Source organism: Nonomuraea terrae (assembly GCF_004348995.1).
Lineage (GTDB): Bacteria > Actinomycetota > Actinomycetes > Streptosporangiales > Streptosporangiaceae > Nonomuraea > Nonomuraea terrae.
This window is the reverse complement of the sequence record NZ_SMKQ01000374.1, coordinates 1-4,110: the sequence shown is the minus strand read 5'-3', so window position 1 is coordinate 4,110 and position 4,110 is coordinate 1. Positions and strand designations below refer to the sequence as shown.

Below are 4,110 nucleotides of genomic sequence, written 5' to 3'. Positions count from 1 at the left end.
GCCGGGGCCTGCGGGATGGACGGCCTGACCAGGGGCGTCAGCCGGGCGGCGAGGTCGGGGTCGGCCACGGACGGGTCGCGGGCGACCGCGTCGTGGTACCGCGCGGACGCTCCCGCGGTGTCGCCCTCGCCGAGAAGCGCCCGCGCCGCCAGCACGCCGAGACGGGGCGGACAGCCGGGCGTGGACAGCAGCGGCTCCAGCGCCGCCAGTGCGGGGCCGTGCTGGCCCTGGCGGACGAAGACCTCGGCCAGGCCCGCCGTGATGTCGGGGTTCTTCGGAGAGAGCACGAGCGCCGCGCGGAACTCGGCCTCCGCCTCGGCCAGGTAACCCTTGTCCAGCAGCTGCTGGGCCAGGAGCTGACGCAGGGGGAGGTTGTCGGGTGAGAGACGCGCCGCCTCGCGAAGCGCCTGAAGGCCGGCATCGTCAGACACGCGCCGTTCCCTTCTGTCGGGGGTGTTCGGTCATCTCGGGTTACGCAAGATACCGAAAATGCGACTTACCCGACGCCTTGTGAGGCTTGGCGCTGTCACGGTCATCACAGCCCGGCAGCCGCCTGTGGCGGCCGCCGGCCCGTGACCCTTCCCGCGGTTACGAACGTCTCACGGGCCGGCCCCACGGGCAAAGCCCGTCCACAGGACCCTGGCGACGAGGCCATGCCCACCGATGCCCACCGATGCCCACCGATGCCCACCGATGCCCGTGCGATGCCCGTTTGATGCCCGGAAAACGGACGATCCCCTGCCGCGAGCAGCAGGGGGCCGTACGAGGTGAGGCGTCAGGCGGCGTGCAGGTACACCTGGCCGAAGACCTCCGAGAGGTTCTTCAGGTCGGTGGCCACGTCCACCTCGGGGTGGGCCGGGTCGTACAGGGTGGCCAGGCGGGGCCGGATAGAGGACAGCTTCTTGAGCTGGTCCCACGTGGCGTTGGGGCCCCACTGCTCGCCGTACACCCGGCTGACCTGACCCTGGTCGTTCTGCCAGCGGCTCCACAGGGTGACCGTCTCGGCCGCCTCGCTCTGCAGCGGGGTGGCGATGCGGTCGGCGATGGCCTGGGTGGCCTGCTCCTCGGTCAGCTGGGCGGACCCCACGGAGGCGAACGAGGCGTCCTCGGCGGAGATCTGCGCGTAGGCGTCCCAGGCGCGGGCGCCGACCTGGATCCACTGGTTGCGCTGGGCCTGGGCGGCGTCGATCCGCCAGGCGGCGTACTCGGTGGCCGTGTGGCCGGTGTCCAGCGTGAGCTGGTCGATATAGCCCCTGGCCAGCCAGGCGCCGATGCGCTCGGGGTCGAGCAGCGGGTACTTCTTGGTCATCTCGGCCTGGCAGGCTTCGTCCGCGCCGCAGCCCAGGATCGGCACCACCGTGTGCGCGGCCAGCTTCTTGCCCGGCAGCGCGGCGCGCAGCGCGGCCGTGGTCTCGGCGACGAACTTCTCCAGTTCCTCGGCCGTGGCGAACGCCTGGTTGTAGCCGAGCTGCGAGGTGAACCGCACGCCGACGACGCCCGGCTGGGCGGCGGCCAGCGCGGCGACCTTCTTGGCGGCCTCGGCGAGCTTGCCGGCCTGGTAGTCGTCGGCCAGCTCGGTGTCGATCCAGACGCGCATGGTGGTCTCGGCGACCGCCTGCTGCGTTGCCTGGCCGGCCGGGGTCTCCATGGCCGCGGCCTTCTCCGCCGCGGTGACCTCGCTCGGGTCGACGTAGCACTGCTGGCCGTCCTGGCACTCGGGAGTGCCGCCGTCGACGGCGCCTGGCACGTCGGGCGAGTCGACGTCGTGCAGCTCGCCGTCGCCCTCGGAGTCGGTCGGGCACTCGTTGCCCGGCTCGGAGCAGTCGATCGTGATGGGGCTCTGGGGGTCGGCGTCGATCATGTTCTGGCCGTCGTTGTCGAGCCAGAACTGCGCGATCTCCAGGGCCTCCTCCGGGGTCGCCAGCCAGCGGCAGACGACGTACGAGGGGGTGCCCGCCGGGAGCTGGTCGTTGCAGCTCCTGGGGTCGTCCTGCGACCACGCGGGCACACCGATGCCAAGGAGAGAGAGGGTGAGTCCGAGGACGAAGACCTGCCGTAACCGCTTTCTCATGGCACCTTTGCTTCCAGGAAGTGATCGCGGGCAAATCGCACACTATCCGGACGATCAGCTGCGTTCAACGACATCAACGCTTTGTTCACGCCTTGGTCGGCCAGGCGTCGACGCGAAATATCCCCGCGACAACCGGCGGCGAGTACGGCAGAATAACGGAGTTTGCCGTTATTGCAGGGGGTCAGCGCAGGTGCACGGATTCACACACGATCTCGGGCTGCTCCGGGATCGGCGCTTCGCCCTGTTGCTGTCCGCGCGGACGATCTCCGTCCTGGGGAGCGCGTTCTCCCCGGTCGCCCTGGCGTTCGGCATCCTCAACCTGCCCGGGGCGACCGCCTCCACGCTGTCGGTGGTGCTCACCGCGCAGGCGGTGCCCATGATCCTGTTCATCCTGGTGGGCGGCGTGATCGCCGACCGGCTGCCGCGGCAGCGGGTGATGATGGCCGGCGAGCTGCTCATGGCGGCCGGGTTCTTCGGGCTGGCGGCGATGCTGCTCACCGGCTGGACACCGCTGGCCGCGCTGGGCGTCGGCGCGGCCCTCAGCGGGATCGGCACGGCGCTCGCGTTCCCCGCGCTGACCGGGATCATCCCCGAGGTCGTGCCGCTCGACCGGCTGCAGGCCGGCAACGCGCTGCTCGGCCTGGGCGCGAACGCCTCCCGCGTGGCCGGCGCGGTCCTGGGCGGCGGCACGGTGGTGCTGTTCGGCGGCGGCTGGGCGCTGGCGGTCAGCGGCGCCATGTACGCGCTCGCCGGCGCGCTGATCGCGATGCTGCGCCTGGAGCCGGGCGACCGGTCGCGCGGCGAAGGCCACTCGGTGCTGACCGACCTGCGCGACGGCTGGCGGGAGTTCAGCTCGCGCCAGTGGATCTGGGTGGTGGTCGCGCAGTTCTCGCTGATGGTCATGGCCATCCAGGCCGGGCACGGCGTGCTCGGCCCGCTCATCGCCAAGGAGAGCCTGGGCGGCCCGGCCGCCTGGTCGGCGTTCCTGGCGGGCGAGGCCATCGGGACGATCGCCGGGGTGGCCCTGTCGCTGCGGCTGCGGCCCCGCCGCCCGATCCTGGTGGCCGTCCTGCTGTGCCTGCCGACCGCTCTGCCGTACGCGCTGCTCGGGGTCGACGCGCCCTTGTGGGCGATCGTCGCCGGGGCGTTCGTGCTCGGCGTCTGCTTCGACGTGTTCGGCGTGCTGTGGCAGACGACGATGCAGCGCGAGGTCCCGGCCGAGTCGTTGTCGCGGGTCAGCTCGTACGACATGCTCGGCTCGCTGATGTTCGGCCCGATCGGGCTGCTGGTGGCCGGGAGCGCGGCCGGCCTCTTCGGCACGGAGGAGTCGCTGCTCGGCTGCGCGATCATCATCGTGGTGGCCACACTGGCCGCGCTGCTGTCACCCGGCGTCCGCAACCTGCGCGCGCCCCGCCCGCACGACGCCACCGACCCGGGCCGCCAGGTCACGCCGACCTGACCGGCCCGCCGACCCCGGGCCGTCAGGACGTGAAGTACGCCGTGGCTCGGGGCTGGAACATCAGCAGCATCGCCCCGAGCACGGCGAGCACGTGCAGGGTCCGGCTCGCCGCGAACGCCAGCCCGGCGGCGTCGGCCCCGGCCACGGCCTCGGCGATCGAGCCGCCCGCCAGCAGCCACCGGACGGGCTCGGCCACCAGCGAGAGCGTGCCGAACACACCCAGCGTGCCGGCCAGCGTCCAGCGCGCCCAGCCTTCCCCGCGCCGCAGCCGCAGTGCCAGGAACACCGCGCCCGCGAACACCGCCAGCCGCAGCCCTGCCCCGGGCAGCAGCTCGGCGACCGTCGAGGTGCGCTCGTACAGCTCCCTGGCGACCATCAGGACGGTCTCGAACGCGCCGAACGCCACGGCCGTCAGCCACAACATGACGGCGGCGTGGACGACGGGCGGCGGCTGCTGGTCGGTACGGGATGCGACGACGGTGCTCATGGCGGACCTCCAAGGGGACGCGGGCTGGTCCTCGAAGTCTCCGCCAACAGCCCTCGTCACCTCACTCCCGCCGCCCCCCGAACCCCGGTAAGG

General features: G+C 72.2%; 4 protein-coding genes. 1 reads left to right on the top strand and 3 read right to left on the bottom strand.

Going from position 1 to position 4,110, the window contains the following annotated elements; genetic code table 11:
• Together E1286_RS46380 and E1286_RS46375 are read right to left on the bottom strand one after the other, a co-directional pair.
• Nucleotides 1-431: tetratricopeptide repeat protein (locus E1286_RS46380; protein WP_132623671.1), on the bottom strand; the 431-nt coding region annotated here is incomplete at its 3' end.
• Nucleotides 432-775: 344 nt separating this feature from the next.
• Complete coding sequence (locus E1286_RS46375; RefSeq protein WP_132623669.1) at nucleotides 776-2,071, bottom strand: hypothetical protein; 1,296 nt, start codon at nucleotides 2,069-2,071, stop codon at nucleotides 776-778.
• A gap of 190 nt (nucleotides 2,072-2,261) precedes the next feature.
• Between E1286_RS46375 and E1286_RS46370 the strand changes: the two genes are divergently transcribed.
• Nucleotides 2,262-3,530, top strand: coding sequence for an MFS transporter (locus E1286_RS46370; protein ID WP_246075728.1), 1,269 nt, complete (start codon nucleotides 2,262-2,264; stop codon nucleotides 3,528-3,530).
• Between the two features lie 22 nt (nucleotides 3,531-3,552).
• Here the strand turns inward: E1286_RS46370 and E1286_RS46365 are convergent, their stop codons facing one another.
• A complete protein-coding gene (locus E1286_RS46365) occupies nucleotides 3,553-4,017 on the bottom strand; it encodes a hypothetical protein (RefSeq protein WP_132623665.1) in 465 nt (154 codons plus the stop codon).
• Between the last annotated feature and the right edge of the window lie 93 nt (nucleotides 4,018-4,110).

Excerpts from the sequence above, each read along its gene's own strand:
- E1286_RS46375 (WP_132623669.1), bottom strand. The coding sequence starts at position 2,071 with ATGAGAAAGCGGTTACGGCAGGTCTTCGTCCTCGGACTCACCCTCTCT.
- E1286_RS46365 (WP_132623665.1), bottom strand. The coding sequence starts at position 4,017 with ATGAGCACCGTCGTCGCATCCCGTACCGACCAGCAGCCGCCGCCCGTC.